This is a genomic window from Streptomyces sp. NBC_00829 (assembly GCF_045161795.1).
Lineage (GTDB): Bacteria > Actinomycetota > Actinomycetes > Streptomycetales > Streptomycetaceae > Streptomyces.
Genome location: NZ_CP108867.1, coordinates 3,373,551 through 3,394,539 on the forward strand (window position 1 = coordinate 3,373,551; position 20,989 = coordinate 3,394,539).

Genomic DNA, 20,989 nt, shown 5'->3' on the forward strand with positions numbered 1-20,989 from the left:
TCATCGGTCGACGCCTCCCATCACGGGGTCGATGGACGCGACGGCGACGATGACGTCGGCGACCTGGCCGCCCTCGCACATCGCCGCCATGGCCTGCAGATTGGTGAAGGACGGGTCGCGGAAGTGGACCCGGTAGGGGCGGGTGCCGCCGTCGCTGACGACATGGACGCCGAGCTCGCCCTTGGGCGACTCGACGGCCGAGTACACCTGCCCGGCCGGGACCCGGAAGCCCTCGGTCACGAGCTTGAAGTGGTGGATCAGGGCCTCCATGGAGGTGCCCATGATCTTCTTGATGTGGTCGAGGGAGTTGCCGAGCCCGTCGGGTCCGAGCGCGAGCTGTGCGGGCCAGGCGATCTTCTTGTCGGCGACCATCACCGGTCCCGGCTCCAGCCGGTCCAGACACTGTTCGACGATCCGCAGCGACTGCCGCATCTCCTCCAGGCGGATGAGGAAGCGGCCGTACGCGTCGCAGGTGTCGGCGGTCGGGACCTCGAAGTCGTAGGTCTCGTATCCGCAGTAGGGGTCGGCCTTGCGCAGATCGTGGGCGAGTCCCGCGGAGCGCAGAATCGGTCCTGTGGCGCCGAGTGCCATGCAGCCGCTCAGATCGAGGTAGCCGATGTCCTGCATCCGAGCCTTGAAGATCGGGTTGCCGGTGGCGAGCTTGTCGTACTCCGGCAGGTTCTTCTTCATCGTCTTCACGAACTCGCGCACGGCGTCGATCGCGCCGGGCGGCAGGTCCTGGGCGAGTCCTCCGGGCCGGATGAACGCGTGGTTCATGCGCAGTCCGGTGATCAGCTCGTAGAGGTCCAGGATCAACTCGCGGTCCCGGAACCCGTAGATCATGATCGTGGTGGCGCCCAGCTCCATACCGCCGGTGGCGATGCAGACCAGGTGGGACGAGAGCCGGTTCAGCTCCATCAGCAGGACACGGATGACCGTCGCCCGGTCGGGGATGTCGTCCGTGATGCCGAGCAGCTTCTCGACGCCCAGGCAGTACGCCGTCTCGTTGTAGAACGAGGTGAGGTAGTCCATGCGCGTCACGAAGGTGGTGCCCTGTGTCCAGGTCCGGTATTCGAGGTTCTTCTCGATGCCGGTGTGGAGATAGCCGATGCCGCAGCGGGCCTCGGTGACGGTCTCGCCGTCGATCTCCAGGATCAGGCGGAGCACCCCGTGTGTGGACGGGTGCTGCGGACCCATGTTGACGACGATGCGCTCGTCGTCGGCCTTGGCCGCGGACTGGACGACCTCGTCCCAGTCGCCGCCGGTGACTGTGTAGACAGTCCCCTCGGTGGTCTCGCGTGCTGATGCGTGGGAAGTGCTCACGAGTACGACCTCCGCTGGTCCGGAGCCGGGATCTGGGCGCCCTTGTACTCGACGGCGATGCCGCCGAGCGGATAGTCCTTGCGCTGCGGGAAGCCCTGCCAGTCGTCCGGCATCATGATCCGGGTGAGGGCTGGGTGGCCGTCGAAGACGAGTCCGAAGAAGTCGTACGTCTCGCGCTCGTGCCAGTCGTTGGTCGGATAGACCGCGACCAGGGACGGGACGTGCGGGTCGGTGTCCGGGGCGGACACCTCCAGGCGGATCAGCCGGCCGTGGGTGAGCGAGCGCAGGTGGTAGACGGCGTGCAGCTCGCGGCCCTTGTCGCCGAGGAAGTGGACTCCGCAGACGCCCGTGCAGAGCTCGAAGCGCAGGGCCGGGTCGTCGCGCAGGGTGCGGGCCACGGTCAGCAGGTGCTCGCGCGCGATGTGGAAGGTGAGCTCGCCGCGGTCGACGACCGTCTTCTCGATGGCGTTCTCGGGGACGAGCCCCTGCTCCTCCAGCGCGCCTTCGAGCTCGTCGGCGACCTCGTCGAAGTACCCGCCGTAGGGGCGGTGCGAGGCGCCGGGCAGGGTGATCGTCCTGACGAGCCCGCCGTAGCCGCTGGTGTCGCCGCCGTTGCTCGCGCCGAACATTCCCTTGCGTACGCCGATGGTCTCGCCCGAATCGTCGCGCGGCGCGGGGACGTTGTTACCTTGGGTGTTGTCGCCGTCACTCACCGGAGCAGCCCCTTCATCTCGATGGTGGGGAGCGCCTTGAGGGCCGCCTCCTCCGCCTCGCGGGCCGCTTCCTCCGCGTTCACACCGAGCTTGGAGCTCTGGATCTTCTGGTGGAGCTTGAGAATCGCGTCCATCAGCATCTCCGGACGCGGCGGGCAGCCTGGCAAATAGATGTCAACGGGGACAATGTGATCAACGCCCTGCACAATCGCGTAATTGTTGAACATTCCGCCCGATGACGCACAAACACCCATGGAGATGACCCACTTGGGGTTGGGCATCTGGTCGTAGACCTGCCGAAGGACGGGCGCCATCTTCTGGCTGACCCGGCCGGCGACGATCATCAGGTCGGCCTGGCGCGGCGACCCGCGGAAGACCTCCATGCCGAAGCGGGCCAGGTCGTACCGTCCGGCACCGGTCGTCATCATTTCGATGGCGCAGCAGGCCAGACCGAAGGTGGCCGGGAAGACGGATGACTTGCGCACCCAGCCCGAGGCCTGTTCGACGGTGGTCAGCAGGAAACCGCTCGGCAGCTTCTCTTCGATTCCCATTGGTCTGCTCCTCAGCCCCTCAGTCCCATTCCAGGCCGCCGCGCCGCCATACATACGCGTAGGCGACGAACACGGTGAGCACGAAGAGCAACATCTCCACGAGCCCGAAAAGCCCCAGGGCGTCGAAGGTGACCGCCCAGGGATAGAGGAAGACGATCTCGATGTCGAAGACGATGAAAAGCATCGCCGTCAGGTAGTACTTGATGGGAAAGCGGCCGCCTCCGGCCGGCGTGGGAGTGGGCTCGATGCCGCACTCGTACGCTTCCAGTTTGGCGCGGTTGTACCGCTTTGGGCCGATAAGCGTGGCCATGACCACGGAGAAGATCGCAAACCCTGCCCCGAGGGCGCCGAGCACAAGGATGGGCTCGTAAGCATTCATCCTCCCCGCTCCTTCCAGTCGTCCTTGACCGTTGGACCGCAGCGGGCTCTCCGCCTCGCCGCCTCGCGAAGATCGTGCACATGTGAGGCAGTTCACAAGCCCGACAGCTCCGCATCCTATGCCTGCTGGTCTGTGATCTGCGACACGGGGTGCGCCAACGTCTTTGTGATCTCCACCACCCGGCGAACGATCATGAAGTCGGATGAGCGGTGATCTTCATACGCGAAGCGCCCGAGCGATCACCAGATGTGACATCCGGCCTCGTTGCCGCTGGTCGGAGAGGTGGCGCTCTATCAAGGCGTGGCCCGTACAGGCAAATTGGCGATGGACCGCATCGGGTGATAGTGGACGCCCCATCACCCAACAGGGGGCCAGGGCGGATTGAGGTGGACGCGTGCGCGCGTTCACGAGCTCACGGACGCCCCCGGGGGTGACCATTCTGTGACCTGCGCCACTCCCCGTGAGCCGCCATAAAAGCGGGCTTGGCCAAGGGTGTGAAGCGGTGGTAGGTGCCAGGCAATTCGGACCTTTCCCGGAAAGTCTGTGATCACAGCCCTGATCATGGGTGCCCGTTTTGCCCGTTACGGCGTCAATAAGGGTGCAACGTAAGCGGATTCAGACGTTCCCAGCGCAACTGTGGCGCAACACACGTTTCTTGAAGGGAACCGGGTGCCCCTGGTAGCGGTTGTACCCATGTCCCACACCGCTCACATACCCAGCCACCGGAAGCCCCGTCGCAGCAGCTCCACGCTCGCGCTGCGGGCCGGAGTTGCCGGTGGCGTCCTGAGCACCATCGCAGTGGCCTCAGGAGCCGGGCCGGCGACCGCCGAGCCGGTGACCGAGACCATCGAGATGCCCACGCTCACGTCCGGCCTCTCCGCCGCCGTGGCGCACTCCGCCGAGGCCACACAGCAGGTCGCCCTCGACCTGGAGCTCCAGGCCCAGGAGGACGCCGCTGCCGCCAAGGCCGAGCAGACCGCCAAGAAGGCCAAGGCCGAGGCCGACCGCAAGGCCGAGGCCAAGGAGAAGGCCGAGGCGAAGAAGCGTGCCGAGGCCGAGAGCACCGAGCGCGCCTCCCGCTCGGCCGCGCGGACGACGCTCTCCGCCCCCACCAGCTCGAACGCCACGGGCTCCGCGGCGACCGTCGTCGCCTTCCTCAAGGCCCAGCTCGGCGACGCCTACGTCATGGGCGCGACCGGCCCGAACTCGTGGGACTGCTCCAGCCTCGTCCAGGCCGCCTTCCGGACCGTCGGCGTCGACCTCCCCCGCGTCTCGCAGGACCAGTCGGTGGCGGGTACCCAGGTGGGCACCAGCAACCTCAAGGTCGGCGACATCCTCTACTGGGGAAGCGCCGGCTCGGCCTACCATGTCGGCGTCTACATCGGCGACGGCAAGTACCTCGACGCCGCCAACCCCGGCAAGGGCGTCGTCATCCAGGATCTGTCGGGCTACCCGGCGACCGGGGCGGTCCGCGTCCTCTGACGCGCCCGCACCAGACAGGAAGGGCCGCGGCTCCCCCGCTCGGGGGTGGAGCCGCGGCCCTTCGTCGTCGAGCGTCCCGCGACGGCCTCAGGCCTTCGGCGCGACCTTCGAGAGACCGTTGATGATCCGGTCCATCGCGTCGCCGCCCGTCGGGTCGGTGAGGTTCGCCAGCATCTTCAGCGTGAACTTCATCAGCAGCGGGTGGGTCAGACCCCGCTGCGTCGCGATCTTCATGACCTTCGGGTTGCCGATGAGCTTCACGAACGCGCGGCCGAGCGTGTAGTAGCCGCCGTAGGTGTCCTTGAGGATCTTCGGGTAGCGGTGCAGCGCCAGCTCGCGCTGGGCCGGGGTCTGCCGGGCGTGCGCCTGCACGATCACATCGGCGGCGATCTGCCCCGACTCCATGGCGTACGCGATGCCCTCGCCGTTGAAGGGGTTCACCAGGCCGCCCGCGTCACCGACGAGCAGCAGGCCCTTGGTGTAGTGCGGCTGGCGGTTGAAGGCCATCGGGAGCGCGGCACCGCGGATCGGCATCGTCATGTTCTCGTCGGTGTAGCCCCAGTCCTCCGGCATCGAGGCGCACCAGGCCTTGAGCACCTCGCGCCAGTCCAGCTCCTTGAAGGAGGCGGAGGTGTTGAGCACGCCGAGGCCGACATTGGAGGTGCCGTCGCCCATGCCGAAGATCCAGCCGTACCCGGGCAGCAGCCGGTCCTCGGCGCCGCGGCGGTCCCACAGCTCCAGCCAGGACTCCAGGTAGTCGTCGTCGTGGCGGGGCGAGGTGAAGTACGTCCGCACGGCCACGCCCATCGGACGGTCCTCGCGCCGGTGCAGGCCCATGGCGAGCGAGATGCGGGAGGAGTTGCCGTCCGCGGCGACGACGAGCGGGGCGTGGAAGGTGACCGGGGTCTTCTCCTCGCCGAGCTTGGCGTTGACGCCGGTGATGCGGCCGGTGCGGTCGTCGATGACCGGGGCGCCCACATTGCACCGCTCGTACAGCCGCGCGCCCGCCTTCTGCGCCTGCCGTGCCAGCTGCTCGTCGAAGTCGTCACGCTTGCGGACGAGTCCGTAGTCCGGGTAGGAGGCGAGATCCGGCCAGTCGAGCTGGAGCCTGACACCGCCGCCGATGATCCGCAGGCCCTTGTTCCGCAGCCAGCCCGCCTCTTCGGAAATGTCGATGCCCATCGCGACCAGTTGCTTGGTGGCACGCGGTGTGAGCCCGTCGCCGCACACCTTTTCGCGGGGGAACGCCGTCTTTTCCAGGAGCAGGACGTCCAGTCCGGCCTTGGCGAGGTAGTACGCGGTCGTGGAGCCGGCCGGGCCTGCCCCGACGACGATCACATCGGCGGTGTGTTCCGCGGAGAGGGGCTCGGTCACGGCGGGTTCTCCCGAAGACTCGATATTGCGTACCGAATGGCACTGGACCTGTGCAGTCTATGGGGGCGTACTGATCCACAAACTGAAGGGCTCCCTCTATGAGCAGGCCAATGCCCGCCGTGCAACTGCGTGTGCCCACCGATGAGGACGCCCTGACGTGGCACCGGCTCTTCGCCGACCCGGAGGTCATGGAGTTCCACGGCGGGAAGGCGGCGGAGCTGTCGGTCTACGAGGAGCTGACCGCCCGGCAGCGCAGGCACGACGCCGAGCACGGCTTCTGCTTCTGGACCATGCTCGACGAGGAGGGCGAGGTCATCGGCTTCACCGGAGCGCAGCCCTGGCCGCACGCGGGCTTCGGCCCGGTGGGCGAGATCGAGATCGGCTGGCGGCTGGCGCGGAGCGCGTGGGGCAAGGGGTACGCGACGGCCGCCGCCCGCACCACGGTGGAGCGGGTGCGGGCGGCGGGGGTCGAGCGGGTGATGGCGATGGTCAACGCGCGCAACGAGCGGTCGCTCGCGGTGATCCGGCGGCTCGGGATGGAGCTGGCCGAGACCTTTGTGACCCCGTTGTCCCAGCAGAAGGGGTACCGCTTCCAGCTCGACCTCACGTCCTCGGGCTCCGAGCCGGGACCGAGGCCGGGCCCAAGGAAGGCGCCGGAGACGCTCTGAGGCGTGTCGCAACACGCCTCAGTCGACCGCGAAGGTCCTGACGGCGGTGGAGAACACCACGTCCTGGTTCGCGTCCCACAGGTCGGCGCGGCTCGCCGCGAGAATCGCGTACTCCGTGCCGGACGCGGTGACGAACGACTGGTCGATGATGTGCCGCCTCAGCCCGCCCTTGTCCGGCTCGGGGACGTGGGTGAACTCCCAGAGCGCGCCCGGCCTGCCCCGGTAGGTGTTCTGCACCAGCTGCGTGCGCCGGTACTGGGTCCCGGGGGTCTCCAGGTGCTTCTTCTCCAGGCCCAGGAAGTTCTCGTACGACGACATGGGCGTGTTCTCGATGACCCCGATCTGGAGGTACGAGCCGCCCGTCGGGGCCTCGTAGAAGATCTGGCTGCCGGACTGACGACGCTTCCAGCCCTCCATCACGCCCACGGTGAATCCGGCGGGGTCCACGCTCAGGGCCATGCCCGCGGGGAGCGTCCCGGCGCCCGCAGGGGCGCTCGGCGTGGCGGACGGCGCGGACGCGGTGGGCGAGGCGGGTCCGGTGGGTCCGGTGGGTCCGGTGGGTCCGGTGGGCGACTGCTGCACCGGGTCCCGGCCCGGCTCGGGGCCGGTCTTCGGGGACGCGGACTGTGCGGCGGCGGGCGGCCTGCTCTCCGCCGCGCCGGAGTCGTCGTTGTCCTTCTTCAGGACGAGTGCCCCGGCCGTCGCGCCGCCGCCGATGACGAACGCGGCGACGAGGGTGGCGGTCCAGACAAGCACCCTGTGCTTGCGCTCCGCCGCGGCTGCCGCGGCGGCGGGGTCGTGGACCGCCGCCGGGGCCCCGGCCGGCACGGCGCCGAGGTGCGCCGCGTGCGGGTCGGCCACGAACGGAGTGGCAAGGGCGTCGTGAGCCGTGGGAACGGCGGCCGGTGGCGTGCCGGGCGTCACCTGGGGGCTCGCGACCGGGTCGGTGGCCGACGGGACCGGGCCGGTCGTGAAGCCCGGTGTGCCGGGCGCTGCCGGGCCGTATGCGGGGAACGCGGCCGAAGGCGCGGGCCGCCGGCCCGCGAGCCGCAGCACGTACGGCCCCAGGAACGTCGCCCCGCCCACCCACAGCAGCCCGAACAGCAGCGCGTCCGGAACACTCGGCGCGAACTCCGACGTGCCCCGGCCTCCCCAGTCGCCCAGACCGCCCGCGATGTCCAGGGAAACCCCGGCGGCCCCCGTGAACAGCAGGACGAGCCCCAGCACGAAGCCGCCCGCCAGCAGTTGCTCCCGGCGGTCCGCCGAACGCTGTGCCGCCCAGACGCCGAGGGTGAGCGCGCAGACCGTGCCGAGGGCCAGCACCCCGGCGAGAGCGCCGCCTCCCCACACGTCGCCGATCTCGCCGAGGCCGAAGCTGCCGCTCTCCGCGCCGGAGCCGACCAGGCCGAGCTGCCCCTGGACGGTGAAGTCCACGGGCACGCCCCAGCTCAGCCCGAGCACCGCGAACCCGATGTTGGGCAGGATCGGCAGTGCGATCAGCAGGGCCGTGCCGTCCACGTCGTCGGCGTTCGCGTACACGATGAAGCCGACCACCGTGCAGAGCGCCACGACCGCGCCGAGCGCCCGCACCGCCGTACCCAGCGCGCGCACGGCGGCTCGGGCGGCAGGGCGCTGGGCCAGCCAGGACGCGAGGTCGTCGCGCTGGAGCACACCGCAGCCCACCGCGAGCGAGATCGCGAGTGTTCCGAGCGCGGCGAGCAGCGGGGACGAGGAGACCTCCACCCCGTCGATCTCGGGCTGTGCGAACAGCCCGAGGACCAGCACCAGCCCTGTGACCAGCAGCGCGAGCCGCACCGCGGCCTCCAGCCCGGCTCCGCGGCTGCGCAGCGTCCGCGCGCCCAGGTACAGCGCGCCGATCCACAGCAGGGTCACGGTCAGCGGCACCAGGGAGAGGGTGGCCGTGCCCACCGCGTCCATGCCGGAGTCGCCGTAGTCCGAGGGACCGCCGCCCGAGCTGCCGGAGTAGCCACCGCCGCCGAAGAGCCCGCCCGACGATCCCGAGCCGGAGTCCGAACCGGAGCCGAAGGGCGAGGAGCCACCGCTCGCCTTCATCTCGAAGCCGCCGCCGAAGCCCTGGAGCAGCATCGCGAGCGCGATCCGCAGCCGGTCGCTCCAGCCGACGACGACATCGTCGTCCTGGCCGTACGAGGGGATGGCGAGGGCCACCGCGAGCGTCACCAGAAGCCCGCCCGGCCAGGCCGCCGCCTTCAGCGAGGAGAGCCAGTCGCCGCGGAACACCCGCCCGAAGAACGCCCCGAGGGGCGAGGGATGCGCAGGAGGGGCCGGGTAGGCGGGTGTCGCGGGCGGGGCCGCGGGAAGCGCCGGAAGTCCGGCGGGAGCGGCCGGCGGAGGTGTGGCGGGCGGCGGGGCGAGCGCCGCGTCCGGCAGGCGTTCGCGCCCGCACTTCATGCAGAAGCGAGCCTCATCCGGGGATGGGTTGCCGCAGTACGGGCAGTACGACGCCATGGGGAGACACTCCGATGTGAGCGGTGGGGACGGGGAGGTGACGAGCGGCGGGATAAGGAATCCGTAAACAACTGACTCATCCTGCCCACCCGTCGGTTCCCGTCAACTCCGCCCGGACGGAGGGCTCTTGCCCCAAGGCGGAGGGCCCATGCCCGACAACCACCGGCCAGGGTTTTCGTACGCATCAGGCCGGATCGGTGAGCGGGGTCCGGCGCGGTGGATCGCAGGGCGGAGGCGGGAGGAGCGAGGCATCGCGGAGCCATACCGGCCGACGTCCACGCGACGAGGCGCGGTGCCAGGGCTCGCGAGCCCGGCAGGATCCAAACAAGAGGCCCTAGAAGACGGAGAGCCCGGTCAGCGTCGTGAAGAGGTCCAGCGCGGCCACACCCGCCACCGAGTTGCCGCGCGAGTCCAGCCCCGGGCTCCAGACGCACAGCGTGCACCGCCCCGGCACGACCGCCACGATCCCGCCGCCGACACCGCTCTTGCCCGGCAGCCCCACCCGGTAGGCGAACTCCCCCGCCGCGTCGTACGTCCCGCAGGTGAGCATCACCGCGTTGACCTGCTTGGCCTCGCTGCGGGTCAGCAGCCGCGAGTCGTCCGTCCGCAGCCCGTGGCGGGCCAGGAAGCGGGCCGCGCGCGTCAGATCGGCACAGCTCATCCGGATCGAGCACTGCCAGAAGTAGTGGTCGAGGAGCGTCGGGACGGGGTTGGAGATATTGCCGTACGAGGCCATGAAGTGGGCCAGGGCCGCGTTGCGGTCGCCGAACGCCGACTCCGACTGGGCGACGTCCGGATCGAAGGCCAGCTCCTGGTTCCCGCTCTCCTGCCGCAGGAACTCCAGGAGTTCGCTGCTGGCGTCACCGGTCAGGGTCTGCAGCCGGTCGGTGACGACGAGCGCGCCCGCGTTGATGAAGGGATTGCGCGGGACGCCGTTCTCGTACTCCAGTTGCACCAGCGAGTTGAAGGGGTTGCCCGACGGCTCGCGGCCGACGCGGTCCCAGAGGCTGTCACCGCCCTGGGCGAGCACCAGCGCGAGCGTGAAGACCTTGGTGATCGACTGGGTGGAGAAGGGGTGCCGCCAGTCCCCGACCCCGTACACGTGCCCGTCCACATCCGCTATGGCCATGCCGAAGCGGCGCGGGTCGACGGAGGCGAGCGCCGGGATGTACTCCGCGGGCCTGCCGCTGCCGATCAGCGGGGCGATGTCCTGCTCGATCCGCTCCAGGACCGCCTGGTAGTCCACGTGGGGCCTACTGGGGCTTGAAGCCGCGGTGCAGCGCCACGATGCCGCCGCTGAGGTTGCGCCAGGCGACCTGGGACCAGCCGGCCCCCTGAAGGCGCTTCGCCAGCCCCGGCTGGTCGGGCCAGGCGCGGATCGACTCGGCGAGATAGACGTACGCGTCGGGGTTCGACGATACGGCGCGGGCCACCGGCGGCAGGGCCCGCATCAGGTACTCGGTGTAGACGGTACGGAAGGGTGCCCAGGTCGGCTGTGAGAACTCGCAGATCACGACACGCCCGCCCGGCTTGGTGACCCGGTACAGCTCGCGCAGCGCGAGGTCCGTCTCCTGCACATTGCGCAGCCCGAAGGAGATCGTGACGGCGTCGAAGACCTCGTCGCCGAAGGGCAGCCTGGTGGCGTCTCCGGCGGTGAGCGGCAGCCAGGGGTGGCGCTTCCTGCCCTCGCGGAGCATGCCGAGGGAGAAGTCGCAGGGCACGACGTACGCGCCGGCGGCGGTGAAGGGGAGCGAGGACGTGCCCGTGCCCGCGGCCAGGTCAAGGACCTTCTGCGCCGGGCGGGCGTCCACCGCCTTGGCGACCTCCTTGCGCCAGCGCCGGTCCTGACCGAGCGAGAGCACATCGTTGGTGAGGTCGTAGTTCGCCGCCACGTCGTCGAACATCGAGGCGACTTCGTGCGGCTGCTTGTCCAGGGTTGCTCGGGTCACGCCCCCATTCAAGCAGCAGGGCCCGCCGTCGGCGGGGGCCGCCCGTCCGTCCACGGCCCGCAGGGGTCGCCGCAGCCGCTCAGCGAGCGCGGTGGACCAGCCGCCCGCCGACCACGGTGGCCACGCAGCACCCGGCGCCCCGGGCGACCAGGGCCGCTTCGTCCGGAGCGTCGAAGGCGGCCAGATCGGCGCGCCCGCCGGCCTCCAGCGGGCCGTTCACCGTACCGGCGAGGTCCGCTCCCGCGACGAACGGATCCAGGCCCGGCCCGCCGGCCGGGATCCGGTCCGCGGGCGGGGCGGGGACGACCGTCAGGCCCGAGCGGCGCACCGCGGTACGCACGGGGGCGGGGAAGTCGCCGGCCACCGCGGTCGTGCCGTGCGCCAGCATCCGCGCGATTCCGCGCCGTACGCTGCCCGCCCAGCGGGTCTCGTCGATCTCCAGCGCCTCAAGGGCCGAGCCGCCGATCGGCTCGGTGCCGAGCTCCGGGGCCTCGCGCGGGTCCGGGTGGTAGACGCTGATGAGGAGCGGGCCCGCGTGCCGCTGCCGGAGCCCGGGAGTGATCACACCGGGCCAGCGCCGCACCCGGGCCAGGGGGAACGCCTCCACCACGGCGTCGTACACGCCGATCGCGGCGATCCGGTCGCCGTCGACGGCGACCGCCCCGTCGTGAACGGCCGCCGCGCCGACCGGCAGAACCAGCGGCGCGGCGTGAACGGTCAGCACGACCGGCTCAGTTCGCGGCGATGATCTGCAGCTCGGGGTGGGCCGTGCCGCCCTCGATCGCCGTCGAGGAGATGTGCGAGGCCACCCGCTCGTCCACCGGGTCGTTCGCCGGGTCCTCGTGGACCACGATGTGCTCGTACGTCGTCGTCCGCTGCGCCGGCACCCGGCCCGCCTTGCGGATCAGGTCGATGATCTCCAGCCGGTTGGAGCGGTGCTTCGCGCCCGCCGAGGAGACGACGTTCTCCTCCAGCATGATCGAGCCCAGGTCGTCCGCGCCGTAGTGCAACGACAGTTGGCCGACCTCCTTGCCGGTGGTCAGCCACGAGCCCTGGATGTGGGCGACGTTGTCGAGGAAGAGCCGCGCGATCGCGATCATGCGCAGGTACTCGAAGAGCGTCGCCTGCGTACGGCCCTTGAGGTGGTTGTTCTCGGGCTGGTAGGTGTACGGGATGAAGGCCCGGAAGCCGCCCGTCCGGTCCTGGACGTCGCGGATCATCCGCAGATGCTCGATCCGCTCGGCGTTCGTCTCGCCGGTGCCCATGAGCATCGTCGACGTCGACTCGACACCGAGCCGGTGCGCGGCCTCCATGATCTCCAGCCAGCGCTCGCCCGACTCCTTGAGCGGGGCGATCGCCTTGCGGGGCCGCTCGGGCAGCAGTTCGGCGCCGGCGCCCGCGAAGGAGTCCAGTCCGGCTGCGTGGATACGCCGGATCGCCTCCTCGACGGAGACTCCGGAGATCTTGGCCATGTGCTCGACCTCGGAGGCGCCCAGCGAGTGGATCACCAGCTGGGGGTACGCCTCCTTGATGGCGGCGAAGTGCTTCTCGTAGTACTCGACGCCGAAGTCCGGGTGGTGTCCGCCCTGGAACATGATCTGTGTGCCGCCGAGTTCGACGGTCTCGGCGCAGCGCCGCAGGATGTCGTCGAGATCGCGCGTCCAGCCCTTGGCAGTGTCCTTGGGCGCGGCGTAGAACGCGCAGAACTTGCACGCCGTGACACACACGTTGGTGTAGTTGATGTTGCGCTCGATGATGTACGTCGCGATGTGCTCCGTACCGGCGTAACGGCGCTTGCGCACGGCGTCCGCCGCCGCGCCGAGCGCGTGCAACGGGGCGGAACGGTAGAGGTCGAGCGCCTCTTCGGGCGAGATCCGCCCACCCTCGGCAGCACGGTCCAGCACGGACTGAAGGTCGGCCTTCTCGGTCACCGGGCGTCACCTTTCGGTGGTGTTCTCAGAGCATCTGCGGGCCGATCCAGCCTACGCCAGGCGGATCGCCGGTCTGCGGGGGCGGTCGGCGAGTCAGTCGACGCGCTTCAGCGTGGCGTGCGGGTCACCGGCCCGGGGCTCCTGCGAGGTGTACTGAAGGCGGTCGCCGTCCAGCCGCAGTCTGACCGTGTGGGTGCCGGGCGTGCAGGTGTTGTCCTGCCCGCCGCTGGACCTGCCGTCGGCGAGCAGCTGCTTCGTGGTCGCCCCCCGCAGGACGAGGCTGTCCTTGCAGGCGAGGTTCCCCAGTGCGTCGAACTGGCTGACCGTGGCGAACTTGGCGCCCTTCTCACCCGCGCCGACGGAGACCGAGAACGTCCCTGCCTCCACCTCGCTTCCGGCGAAGTCCACCTTGAACGGGCCCTTCCAGGTGCCGATGAACGCCTTCGGCACCTCGCTCACCAGCTCACCCGGCTCGCCGGACGCAGGCTGCCGCGAGGGGGTGCCGTCGGCCGGCTCGGGGGACTCCTGCGACACGGGCGGGCCGCCGGCCGAGGGCGTACTGCCTGCCGAGTCATGGCTTGCGCCCTTGTCGGCCCCCGGCCACAGGTCCAGCAGGAACCCGGCGCCCACGGTGACCGCGGCCAGGGCCGCCGCCACCGTCAGTGTCACCGTGCAGCTCACTCTGCGGCGGCGCCCGGGCGGCGCGCTCGGCGTGCCCGCCGCGGCGTCCTGGGGCGGCGCCGCCCCGCCCGCCGGTTCGACCGGCGGCCCGAAGGTCCCGACCGCCGGGCTGCTGAACGCCACCGGCCCCGAGGCCATGTCCCCGGACACCTCGACCGGCCCCGACGCCGTCCTCCCCGGCAACGCGTCCGACACCGCCGCGCCCGACGCCTCCAGGTTCAGCAGGCTGACCGCCGACCGGCTGACCTGTTCGACCAGCGCTCCCGGAAGCCAGCCCGTGCCCACCAGCGAGGCGGCCCCGCCCTCGGCCAGCCGCGCGACGATCCGGGCGGGCTCGGGCCGGGCGGACGGGTCCTTGGCGAGGCACTCGGCGACCAGCTCCCGCAGATCACCTTCCAGGGAGCCCAGTTCGGGCTCCTCGTGGACCACCTTGTAGAGCAGCGCCGCGGAGGAGTCGCCGGGGAACGGGGCCGCGCCGGTCGCCGCGTACGCCAGCACGGCGCCCAGCGAGAAGACGTCCGCCGAGCCCGTGACGCCCTTGCCGAGGATCTGCTCGGGCGCCATGTAGCCGGGCGAGCCGACCGAGACCCCGGTGGAGGTCAGCGAGGCGGTGCCGTCGCTGGCGCGCGCGATACCGAAGTCGATCAGTCGCGGGCCATCCAGCGTGAGCAGCACATTGGAGGGCTTCACATCGCGGTGAACCAGGCCGAGTCCGTGCACGGCGGTCAGCGCCTCCGCGAGGCCCGCGCCGATGACCCGTACCGAGTGCGGCGGCAGCGGCCCGTGTTCGGCGACCGCCAGGGACAGTGCGGGACCGGCCACGTATCCGGTCGCGACCCAGGGCACGGCCGCCTCCGGGTCGGCGTCCAGGACCGGCGCCGTCCATTCGCCGCCGACCCGACGCGCCGCGTCGACCTCGCGCCGGAACCGGGCGCGGAACTCCTCGTCGAGGGCGAAGTGCGGATGGACGACCTTCACCGCGACCGTACGGCCGCCGGCGCTGCGCCCGAGATAGACGCGGCCCATCCCGCCCGCTCCCAGCCGGCCGAGCAGCCGGTACGCCCCGATGCTCTGCGGCTCGCCCGGATCCAGCGGCTGCATCTGCGCTCCCCCGATTGCCTGACCTGCTCTGGGTCTTCAGCGTAGGGCCCGGGGTGTCAGGCATCACGGGGATTCGCCCCGCTCCGGAGCCAACCGAACGGGTGGGCCCGCCATCTCCCCTTGCGGAAATCACACCGCACTGACCGAAAACACCGCGCGGAGATCCCTATGAAACGCCTGCCCAAAGCCCTCGTAGCAGCCGTCGTCCTCGGCTCCGTCGCGCTCGTCGCCGGCTGCTCGGACGAGGGCGAACCAGTCAACTTCGGCGGCCCAGCCGCCGGGTCTCCCGCGTCCGGGCAGCCGGGCGGGAGCAAGGGCAACAGCAAGGGCGGCGGCCCGGCCTCGGAGGCCGCGGCGAAGACGCTGATGCCGACCGGGCCCGCGGCGTCGTTCACCACCCAGAACACCCTGGACGACGGCACCAAGATCGGCGTCACCACGCTGGAGGGAAAGAAGTCCGGTTTCAGGGGCAAGGTGTGGGTCTGGGCACCGAAGGAGTACTTCGACCCGGCGTACGCGAACAGCGGCTTCCCGGTGCTGATAGCCCTGCCCGGCGGCAACGGCTATCCCAAGAACTACTGGATGGGCACCGACCTCGAGCTGCAGAGCAGCATCAGCAAGTGGTCGAAGAAGGGCAAGAGCCTTCCCTTCGTGGTGGTGATGCCAGTGCTGAACCCGGACAAGAAGTACTACTACGACGGAAGCGACATACCGGGGCAGCCGAAGATGGGCACCTGGATGACCGAGGACGTCCCCGACTTCGTGAAGGCCAACTTCCGTACCTTCAAGTCCCGCGACGGCTGGGCCTTCATGGGCTCCTCGTCCGGCGCGTTCGTGGGCCTGAAGTCGGTGCTACAGCACCCGGACAAGTTCAAGGCCGTCATCGCCTCCGGTCCGGACACCGTCCCCGACTCGCCGCTCTGGTCGGGCCACGAGGCCCAGCGTCAGGCCAACAACCCGGAGAAGCTGGCCAAGGCCCTGGCCGCCAAGCCCGACACCAAGGACAACGCGGTCTATCTGGCCTTCCAGGTGGGCACCAAGGAGTCCGGGGTGGGGAACGTGAAGCAGTTCGTCCGGGACTACTGCAAGGGTCCGGTCAAGGGGCACCTCCAGGTCATCCAGAACGGCGAGCACAACGCCAAGACCTATGTGAAGGGCATGGAGGACGGCTCCATCCAGTGGATCAGCCAGCACATGCAGGCCCCCATACCGGCGTCCTAGCACCCGAGTCCGGATCGGAGGCCGAGCCGGACTCCGAGGCCGCATACCCGTCCTGGTCCGAGCGCCGGTCCTGGTCCGGGTTCCCGGTCCCGGTCCCGGTCAGGAGCCGAGCAGTTCCACCCGCACATCCGCCGGGAAGCCGGTCGTCGGCCCGGTCCGGCGGGCGAATTCCCGTACGCCGGCGAGCTGCTCGGGCCCGAAGCGGAAGTCGAGGGTCCTGAAGTAGCGCTCCAGCAGCTCCGCGTCGAAGGTCTCCCAGCGCGCCGCCTGCTCGGAGACCTTGACGACCTCCTGGAGGGACAGGTCCCGCGAGGCGAGGAAGGCCCCGTGCACCTCACGCACGACCTCGGGCTCACGCGCCAGATACTCCTTGCGCGCCGCCCAGACGGCGAAGACGAAGGGCAGCCCGGTCCAGTCCTTCCACATCAGCCCCAGATCGTGGACCTGGAGACCGAGCCGGGGCGCGTCGTGCAGGGAGGCGCGCAGCGCGGCGTCCCCGATCAGGACGGCCGCCTCCGCCTCCTGCATCATCAGGCCGAGGTCGGGAGGGCAGGTGTAGTAGTCGGGCGTCACCTTGTACTGCTCGGCGAGCAGCAGTTGCGCCAGCCGTACCGACGTCCGCGAGGTGGAGCCGAGGGCCACCCGCGCCCCGTCCAGTTGCTCCAGCGGGAGCTGGGAGACGATCACACAGGACATGACCGGCCCGTCACAGCCGACCGCGAGATCGGAAAAGGCGACGAGCTGATCGGCATTGCGCAGGAATTCCACAAGAGTGACGGGCGCGATGTCGAGATCGCCACGTACCAAGCGCTCGCTGAGCTTCTCCGGGGTGTCCTTCGTCAACTCGAGATCGAGGAGAGTTCCGGTTCGTGCCAGCCCCCAGTACAGAGGAAGACAGTTGAGGAACTGGATGTGTCCGACACGGGGCCGGACGCGACGGTGGTCGGTTGCTGTGCTTTCTCCAAGACTGTCCACATCGCGAGGCTAGACCTGTGCCGTCCACGTGGATGCGCCGGGAGGTGCGCGCCCCTCCCGAGCTGGGGTTCGTCAGCCAAATAAGATCTTTTCAAACGTCCGAGTGACGTGATCTTTCCCTCTACCGCTGCGCACACGCTGCGTGCTAGGCTCGACGCAAGTTGCAGTTTGGTTTCCCTTGCAGTACAGAGCCTGCGGAGCATGTAACCCGCAGGCTTTTGTAGTTTTCAGACTTCTTGCAGGTTCTGGAGCAGGGCAACCCTTTGGCCCAAGGAGGGCTTATGGCTACCGGAACCGTCAAGTGGTTCAACGCTGAAAAGGGCTTCGGCTTCATCGCCCAGGACGGCGGCGGCCCGGATGTCTTCGTCCACTACTCCGCGATCAACGCGTCTGGATTCCGCTCCCTTGAGGAGAACCAGGTCGTGAACTTCGACGTCACCCAGGGCCCGAAGGGCCCGCAGGCGGAGAACGTCACCCCGGCCTAGTCAGCCAGGGTCGGCGATCGCGAACGACTCAGCAATACCAAGGAGCCCCGTCCTTATGGAGCGGGGCTCCTGCCTTTGTGTCCAGGGGCGCCTGGGGGGCGAAGGACGCCTGCCACGGGTCGCGTCGGTTACGCGGGCACAGCCGCCGGGTCCCAGCCGGGACGCGGCACCGAGGCCAGCAGCCGTCGGGTGTACGGATGCTCGGGCGCGGCCAGCACTCCCGCCGTCGGACCCTGCTCCACGGCCGTGCCCCTGCGCATCACCAACACCTCCTCGGTGATGTGCTGGACGACCGCCAGATCATGGCTGACGAAGACCAGAGCGACCCCGGTGTCCCGGCGGATCTCGCCGAGCAGCGAGAGGATCTGCGCCTGGATGGAGACGTCCAGCGCCGCCACCGCCTCGTCCAGGACCAGCACTTCGGGGTCCACGGCCAGCGCCCTGGCGATCGCCAGCCGCTGCCGCTGTCCTCCGGAGAGCCCGTGGGGCCGCGCCCCCGACTCCCGGGCGCCGAGGCCGACCCGGTCGAGAAGCCCGTCGGCCAGCGACTCCTCGCGGCCGTGCAGCCGCAGAGCCGTGAGCAGACACTGCCGGGCGGTGAGCCGGGGATCGAGGGAGACATACGGGTCCTGGAAGACCATCTGGATGTCCCGCGCCCTGCGCAGCCGCGCGGCCCTGCCCCGCGGAACGCGGCCGGAGCGGGTGCGCCCCGCGACCGAGACGGTGCCCGCGTCGGGCCGTACGAGTCCGACGAGCATCCGGGCGACGGTCGTCTTGCCGGAGCCGGACTCGCCGACGATGCCGAGCGAACCGCCGGGCTGGACGGTGAAGGAGATGCCGTCCGCGGCGGTGAGCCTCCCGCCGCCCGGCAGCGGATAGACCTTGCTCAGGCCCTGTACGTCGAGCAGGGGTGCGCTCGTCATCGGTGGCTCCTCTCGGCGGACGCGACGGTCTCGTGCACCGGCAGACACCGGCAGGACACGGTGCCGCCGTACGGTACGGCGACCGGTTCCGGGCGCCAGGACCCGCAGGCGGGTTCCGCCTTCGGACAGCGCGCGGCGAACTCACAGCCCGTGAAGGCGTCCGACAGGGACGGCGGCCGGCCGGGGATGGGGCGGATCTCCCGCTTCTCGCCCAGCGCGGGCGAGCAGTCCAGCAGGCCCCGGGTGTACGGGTGTCCGGGGCGGGCGAACAGGTTCTCCGCCCTCTGCTCCTCGACGACCCGGCCCGCGTACATCACGTACACCCGGTCGCAGTAGGCCGCGGCCAGATGGAGATCGTGGGTGATGAACAGCAGGCCCAGATTCCGCTCGGTGCGCAGGGTGCGCAGCAGCGCGAGGATCTCCGCCTGTGTGGTCACATCCAGTGCGCTGGTCGCCTCGTCGGCGAGCAGCAGCCGCGGCTCGGTGGCGAGGGCGCCCGCGATGACGACGCGCTGGAGCATGCCGCCGGAGAGCTCGTGCGGGCGCTGGCGCACCCGCCGTTCGGGGTCGGAGAGTCCGACCGTGGCGAGGAGTTCGACGGCGCGGGCCCGCGTGGCCCCCCTTTCCACCAGGAAGTCGCCGATCCTGCGCACCGGGTTGAGTGCGGAGCGCGGGTCCTGGTGGACCATCGCGACCGTACGGGAGCGGTGGGTCCGGAGGTCCTCGCCGGTCAGAGCGAGGACGTCGGTGCCGTCGACCCGTACCGCTCCGGAGGCGGAGACCCCCTCGGGGAAGAGCCGCAGGGCGGCCTTGGCGGTGGTCGACTTGCCGGAGCCGGATTCGCCGACCAGGCCCACCACTTCACCGCTCGCCACCCTCAGCGAGACGTCCGCGAGCAGGGGCCGGGCCGCTCCCGGGAGCTTCAGCGTCAGATGGTCGATATCAAGGAGCACGGCCTTCACCTCTTGCTGCCGAGTCGGTCGGCGGCCCAGACCCCGACGACGTTGAAGGACACCACCACGGCGGCGATGGCGAAGCCCGGCACCAGCGCCGGCAGGAGCGCGCCCTGGACCACGGCGGCCTGCCCCTCCTGCACCATCAGCCCCCAGTCTGAGCTGGGCGGCTGGGCCCCGAAGCCCAGATAGGACAGGGTCGCCAGCGACATCAGCGCCTCGCCGAAGAGCACGACGAGATAGCCGACGATCGAGCGCCCGAGGTTAGGGACGAGGTACCGCGCACAGATCCGCGCCCCGCCCATGCCCTGGACGCGGTAGGCGTCGATGTAGGGCTTGTGGCGTTCGGCGAGCGCGACGGAGCGGGTGTACTTGGCGACGGTCGGGGTGAACGCGAGCCCCAGCGCCAGCACCGACGTGGTCATGCCCGCGCCGAAGACCGCGATGATCAGGACGGTGAAGAGCAGCCCGGGGAAGGCGTACATCACGTCCGTGGTCCGGGAGACCACGGTGTCCACCCAGCCGCCGCGCCAGGCGGCGACCGTGCCGAGTGTGACACCGAGCAGCCCGGCCATCGCCAGCAGCGCCAGCGGGGCGATCAGGCTCGTCCGGGCTCCGTACAGCACCCGCGAGAGCAGGTCCTGGCCGGAGGAGTCCGTGCCGAGGAGATGGTCGCCGCCGGTGCCCACGAGCGAGGCGGAGAGATCGATCTCGTCGGGGGCGTACGGCGCGAGCAGCGGCGCGGCGACGGCCGCCAGCACCACGAGAGCGAGGAAACCGCCGGCGGCCAGGACCCCCAGGGGCCTGCGCTCGCCCGCCGGGGCGAGGGTCAGGGCCGTCATACGGCACGCTCCTTCACACGTGGGTCCAGCAGTGGATGGACCAGATCGACCAGTGTCGTCACCGCGATGTAGCCGGTGACCATGAGCAGCAGGACCGCCTGGGCGACCGGGAAGTCATGGGTGTTGATCGCGCCGACGAGCAGCGAACCGATGCCGCTGATCCCGAAGGCGGTCTCGACGACCACGGTCCCGGCGAGCATCCCGGCCATCACCAGGCCGCACATGGTGACGATCGGGCCGAGCGCGTTGCGCAGGATGTGCCGCAGCACGATCTCGCGCTCCGCGATGCCGGCCGCCCGGGCGACCTCGACATGGTCCGCCGCCCCCGCGTCGGCCATGGCCTGCCGGGTGACCCGGCTGATCAGGGCCAGCGCTCCGAGCGCCAGCGACAGGGCGGGCAGGGTGAGATGGTGCAGCGTCCCCCCGAAGCCCTCGCCGCTGCCGGTCACCGGGAACCACCCCAGCTGGACACCGAAGAGGGCCACCAGGGCGATCGCGGAGACGAACGAGGGGACGGAGGCGGCGAGCGTGGTCCCGCCGACGACCGCCGAGTCGATCCAGGTGCCGCGCCGGACTGCGGCCAGAATCCCGGCGCCCACCCCGAGGACGACGAACAGCACGGTCGCGTACAGCACGAGCGCGAGGGTCGTCGGAAAACGGGCGGCGAGCAGATCGCCCACCTGGTCGCTGTACTTGAACGAGCGGCCGAGGTCGAGGTGGACGCAGTCCCACAGCCAGCGGCCGTACTGCACGACCAGCGGCTCATCGAGGTGGTACTGCTCGCGGACGAGTTCGAGCTTCTCGGGCGTGAGCTTGTCGCGGCCTCCGGCCAGGAAGACGGCCGGGTCGCCGGGGGCCGCGTACACCGCGGCGAAGATGACGAACGAGGCGGCGAGAAGCGTGGCGACCAGGCCCGCGAGCCGCCGGGATGTCCGGGCGAGCATCAGAGCA

The 20,989-nt window shown here is 70.3% G+C and carries 20 protein-coding genes; 4 read left to right on the forward strand and 16 right to left on the reverse strand.

The window, feature by feature from the left end; genetic code table 11:
- From OG293_RS14420 to OG293_RS14435, 4 genes are read right to left on the reverse strand one after another with little or no spacing between them, the layout of a single operon-like run.
- Positions 1-1,323 (reverse strand): NADH-quinone oxidoreductase subunit D, encoded by a 1,323-nt coding sequence (locus tag OG293_RS14420; RefSeq protein WP_405999193.1) that lies wholly within the window; start codon positions 1,321-1,323, stop codon positions 1-3.
- On the reverse strand, positions 1,320-2,036 hold the full coding sequence (locus OG293_RS14425) for an NADH-quinone oxidoreductase subunit C (protein WP_405999194.1): 717 nt from the start codon (positions 2,034-2,036) through the stop codon (positions 1,320-1,322). Before OG293_RS14425 ends, OG293_RS14420 begins: the two co-directional genes overlap by 4 nt.
- Complete coding sequence (locus OG293_RS14430) at positions 2,033-2,587, reverse strand: NADH-quinone oxidoreductase subunit B family protein (protein ID WP_355832844.1); 555 nt, start codon at positions 2,585-2,587, stop codon at positions 2,033-2,035. The genes OG293_RS14425 and OG293_RS14430 overlap by 4 nt, the downstream gene beginning before the upstream one ends.
- A gap of 19 nt (positions 2,588-2,606) precedes the next feature.
- Positions 2,607-2,966 carry an NADH-quinone oxidoreductase subunit A gene (locus OG293_RS14435; RefSeq protein WP_108151337.1) on the reverse strand — a complete coding sequence of 120 codons (360 nt, stop codon included), beginning with the start codon at positions 2,964-2,966 and terminating at the stop codon, positions 2,607-2,609.
- Positions 2,967-3,659: 693 nt separating this feature from the next.
- Here OG293_RS14435 and OG293_RS14440 point away from each other — a divergent pair.
- Entirely contained in the window at positions 3,660-4,448 is a 789-nt protein-coding gene (locus OG293_RS14440; RefSeq protein WP_405999195.1) for a C40 family peptidase, read from the forward strand.
- Positions 4,449-4,535: 87 nt separating this feature from the next.
- On the opposite strand, the gene OG293_RS14445 is transcribed toward OG293_RS14440, so the two are convergent.
- On the reverse strand, positions 4,536-5,822 hold the full coding sequence (locus OG293_RS14445) for a geranylgeranyl reductase family protein (RefSeq protein ID WP_405999196.1): 1,287 nt from the start codon (positions 5,820-5,822) through the stop codon (positions 4,536-4,538).
- A 98-nt stretch (positions 5,823-5,920) separates the two neighbouring features.
- Here OG293_RS14445 and OG293_RS14450 point away from each other — a divergent pair, with 98 nt between their 5' ends.
- Positions 5,921-6,490, forward strand: coding sequence for a GNAT family N-acetyltransferase (locus OG293_RS14450; protein WP_405999197.1), 570 nt, complete (start codon positions 5,921-5,923; stop codon positions 6,488-6,490).
- Between the two features lie 18 nt (positions 6,491-6,508).
- Here OG293_RS14450 and OG293_RS14455 read toward each other — a convergent pair whose 3' ends face one another.
- From OG293_RS14455 to OG293_RS14480, 6 genes are all read right to left on the reverse strand, one after another.
- Complete coding sequence (locus OG293_RS14455) at positions 6,509-8,977, reverse strand: zinc-ribbon domain-containing protein (RefSeq protein ID WP_405999198.1); 2,469 nt, start codon at positions 8,975-8,977, stop codon at positions 6,509-6,511.
- A gap of 334 nt (positions 8,978-9,311) precedes the next feature.
- Positions 9,312-10,223, reverse strand: coding sequence for a glutaminase (locus tag OG293_RS14460; RefSeq protein ID WP_405999199.1), 912 nt, complete (start codon positions 10,221-10,223; stop codon positions 9,312-9,314).
- Between the two features lie 7 nt (positions 10,224-10,230).
- Positions 10,231-10,926 carry a demethylmenaquinone methyltransferase gene (locus tag OG293_RS14465; protein ID WP_405999200.1) on the reverse strand — a complete coding sequence of 232 codons (696 nt, stop codon included), beginning with the start codon at positions 10,924-10,926 and terminating at the stop codon, positions 10,231-10,233.
- A 79-nt stretch (positions 10,927-11,005) separates the two neighbouring features.
- Positions 11,006-11,650, reverse strand: a complete 645-nt coding sequence (locus OG293_RS14470) for an imidazolonepropionase-like domain-containing protein (protein WP_405999201.1) — start codon at positions 11,648-11,650, stop codon at positions 11,006-11,008.
- 7 nt (positions 11,651-11,657) lie between these two features.
- Positions 11,658-12,857 carry a cyclic dehypoxanthinyl futalosine synthase gene (gene mqnC, locus OG293_RS14475; RefSeq protein ID WP_405999202.1) on the reverse strand — a complete coding sequence of 400 codons (1,200 nt, stop codon included), beginning with the start codon at positions 12,855-12,857 and terminating at the stop codon, positions 11,658-11,660.
- 93 nt (positions 12,858-12,950) lie between these two features.
- A complete protein-coding gene (locus OG293_RS14480; protein ID WP_405999203.1) occupies positions 12,951-14,639 on the reverse strand; it encodes a protein kinase domain-containing protein in 1,689 nt (562 codons plus the stop codon).
- Positions 14,640-14,807: 168 nt separating this feature from the next.
- Between OG293_RS14480 and OG293_RS14485 the strand changes: the two genes are divergently transcribed.
- Entirely contained in the window at positions 14,808-15,860 is a 1,053-nt protein-coding gene (locus OG293_RS14485; RefSeq protein ID WP_405999204.1) for an alpha/beta hydrolase, read from the forward strand.
- Positions 15,861-15,959: 99 nt separating this feature from the next.
- Here OG293_RS14485 and OG293_RS14490 read toward each other — a convergent pair whose 3' ends face one another.
- On the reverse strand, positions 15,960-16,835 hold the full coding sequence (locus OG293_RS14490) for a menaquinone biosynthetic enzyme MqnA/MqnD family protein (protein WP_405999205.1): 876 nt from the start codon (positions 16,833-16,835) through the stop codon (positions 15,960-15,962).
- Between the two features lie 281 nt (positions 16,836-17,116).
- Between OG293_RS14490 and OG293_RS14495 the strand changes: the two genes are divergently transcribed.
- Positions 17,117-17,320 carry a cold-shock protein gene (locus OG293_RS14495; protein WP_003967102.1) on the forward strand — a complete coding sequence of 68 codons (204 nt, stop codon included), beginning with the start codon at positions 17,117-17,119 and terminating at the stop codon, positions 17,318-17,320.
- A gap of 128 nt (positions 17,321-17,448) precedes the next feature.
- Here the strand turns inward: OG293_RS14495 and OG293_RS14500 are convergent, their stop codons facing one another.
- From OG293_RS14500 to OG293_RS14515, 4 genes are read right to left on the reverse strand one after another with little or no spacing between them, the layout of a single operon-like run.
- Positions 17,449-18,243: an ABC transporter ATP-binding protein gene (locus OG293_RS14500; protein WP_405999206.1), complete on the reverse strand. Its 795-nt coding sequence runs from the start codon at positions 18,241-18,243 to the stop codon at positions 17,449-17,451.
- Positions 18,240-19,196 (reverse strand): ABC transporter ATP-binding protein, encoded by a 957-nt coding sequence (locus tag OG293_RS14505; RefSeq protein WP_405999207.1) that lies wholly within the window; start codon positions 19,194-19,196, stop codon positions 18,240-18,242. Before OG293_RS14505 ends, OG293_RS14500 begins: the two co-directional genes overlap by 4 nt.
- 5 nt (positions 19,197-19,201) lie before the next feature.
- Complete coding sequence (locus tag OG293_RS14510) at positions 19,202-20,038, reverse strand: ABC transporter permease (RefSeq protein ID WP_405999208.1); 837 nt, start codon at positions 20,036-20,038, stop codon at positions 19,202-19,204.
- Positions 20,035-20,982 carry an ABC transporter permease gene (locus tag OG293_RS14515; protein WP_405999209.1) on the reverse strand — a complete coding sequence of 316 codons (948 nt, stop codon included), beginning with the start codon at positions 20,980-20,982 and terminating at the stop codon, positions 20,035-20,037. Before OG293_RS14515 ends, OG293_RS14510 begins: the two co-directional genes overlap by 4 nt.
- Positions 20,983-20,989 lie beyond the last annotated feature (7 nt).

Excerpts from the sequence above, each read along its gene's own strand:
- OG293_RS14485 (WP_405999204.1), top strand. The coding sequence starts at position 14,808 with ATGAAACGCCTGCCCAAAGCCCTCGTAGCAGCCGTCGTCCTCGGCTCC.
- OG293_RS14515 (WP_405999209.1), bottom strand. The coding sequence starts at position 20,982 with ATGCTCGCCCGGACATCCCGGCGGCTCGCGGGCCTGGTCGCCACGCTT.
- OG293_RS14510 (WP_405999208.1), bottom strand. The coding sequence starts at position 20,038 with ATGACGGCCCTGACCCTCGCCCCGGCGGGCGAGCGCAGGCCCCTGGGG.
- OG293_RS14455 (WP_405999198.1), bottom strand. The coding sequence starts at position 8,977 with ATGGCGTCGTACTGCCCGTACTGCGGCAACCCATCCCCGGATGAGGCT.
- OG293_RS14440 (WP_405999195.1), top strand. The coding sequence starts at position 3,660 with ATGTCCCACACCGCTCACATACCCAGCCACCGGAAGCCCCGTCGCAGC.
- OG293_RS14430 (WP_355832844.1), bottom strand. The coding sequence starts at position 2,587 with ATGGGAATCGAAGAGAAGCTGCCGAGCGGTTTCCTGCTGACCACCGTC.
- OG293_RS14480 (WP_405999203.1), bottom strand. The coding sequence starts at position 14,639 with ATGCAGCCGCTGGATCCGGGCGAGCCGCAGAGCATCGGGGCGTACCGG.
- OG293_RS14450 (WP_405999197.1), top strand. The coding sequence starts at position 5,921 with ATGAGCAGGCCAATGCCCGCCGTGCAACTGCGTGTGCCCACCGATGAG.
- OG293_RS14500 (WP_405999206.1), bottom strand. The coding sequence starts at position 18,243 with ATGACGAGCGCACCCCTGCTCGACGTACAGGGCCTGAGCAAGGTCTAT.
- OG293_RS14435 (WP_108151337.1), bottom strand. The coding sequence starts at position 2,966 with ATGAATGCTTACGAGCCCATCCTTGTGCTCGGCGCCCTCGGGGCAGGG.
- OG293_RS14495 (WP_003967102.1), top strand. The coding sequence starts at position 17,117 with ATGGCTACCGGAACCGTCAAGTGGTTCAACGCTGAAAAGGGCTTCGGC.